The organism is Ramlibacter aurantiacus (genome assembly GCF_016722895.1).
Lineage (GTDB): Bacteria > Pseudomonadota > Gammaproteobacteria > Burkholderiales > Burkholderiaceae_C > Ramlibacter > Ramlibacter aurantiacus.
This window is the reverse complement of the sequence record NZ_JAEQNA010000025.1, coordinates 1-1,247: the sequence shown is the minus strand read 5'-3', so window position 1 is coordinate 1,247 and position 1,247 is coordinate 1. Positions and strand designations below refer to the sequence as shown.

1 protein-coding gene and 1 other annotated feature are annotated in these 1,247 nt (G+C 63.4%); the gene reads right to left on the bottom strand.

The genetic code is table 11. The features are described 5' to 3' along the window. Nucleotides 1–39: 39 nt before the first annotated feature. Nucleotides 40–1,247 (bottom strand): IS3 family transposase gene (locus tag JI739_RS24280; RefSeq protein WP_435531641.1). Its coding sequence is split into 2 segments (ribosomal slippage), with 1,209 coding nucleotides annotated over them: nucleotides 40–980 and nucleotides 980–1,247; the frame shifts between segments, so codons are not numbered across the junction. This gene is flagged as partial in the annotation. Next, nucleotides 877–993, bottom strand: a sequence feature (AL1L pseudoknot). Its footprint overlaps the gene before it by 117 nt.

The following is a 1,247-nucleotide window of genomic DNA, read 5'->3' as shown; positions in this document are numbered from 1 at the left end:
TGAATCGCCCCGAGATTCCTGGAGGCCAGTTGGTTTAAGTCAGGCCACCGCGGTGGGGGCCTGATTGGCGAATTGCCGGTAGTAGTTTGCCTCAGCCTCTGCCGGCGGTATGTAGCCGATCGGTTCGAGCAACCGGTGGTGGTTGAACCAGGACACCCATTCGAGCGTGGCCAGCTCCACCGATTCCTTGGTTTTCCAAGGCGCACGGCGGTGGATCAATTCGGCTTTGTAGAGCCCATTGATGGTCTCTGCCAGAGCGTTGTCGTAGGAGTCGCCCTTGCTGCCTGCAGACGGTTCGATGCCGGCCTCGGCGAGCCGCTCGGTGTACCGAATGCTCACGTATTGCGAGCCGCGATCGGAGTGACAAACCAAGCTGCCATCTCGTTCAGGCTGCCGCGCGTACAAGGCCTGTTCAAGGGCGTCCAGCACGAAGTCAGTGCGCATTGAACTGCTTACCCGCCAGCCCACGATGCGCCGGGCAAACACGTCGATGACGAACGCCACGTACAGCCAGCCTTGCCAGGTCGACACGTAGGTGAAGTCGCTGACCCACAGCTGGTTCGGCCGCGCTGCCCGGAACTGGCGATTGACCCGATCGAGCGGACATGGCGCCTTGGCGTCGCTGATGGTGGTTCTCACCACCTTGCCGCGCATCACGCCACGCAGGCCCAGGCGCCGCATCAGACGCTCCACGGTGCAGCGGGCAACTACGATGCCCTCCCGAGTCAATTGCCTCCACACTTTGTCCGCGCCATAGACCTGCATATTGGCCTGCCACACACGTTGAATCTGCGTGGCCAAGGTCTCGTCCCGAAGAGCCCGCGCGCAGCGCTTGTGCGGGTCCCGTCGAAGCGCAGCATGACGCCAATAACCCGACGGGGCGATCTGCAAGGCCGTGCAGATCGGCTCGACGCCGTGGGTCTCGCGGTGCTTGTCGATGAAGTCGTTCAGGACTTCAGTCGGCGGTCGAGCTCCGCCTGGGCGAAAAACGCGCTCGCCAGCTTCAGGATCTCATTGGCCCGACGCAACTCCTTGACCTCACGCTCCAGGTCCTTCACGCGTTGAGCTTCGCTGGTCGTGACGCCCTCGCGCACCCCGGTATCGACCTCCACGCGCTTGACCCATTCCAGCAGCGTCTGGGGCACGCAGCCGATCTTCGGCGCAATCGATTCGACTGCCGCCCACAACGACGGGTATTCCCCCCGGTGCTCCTGCACCATCCTCACCGCGCGCTCACGCACCTCCGG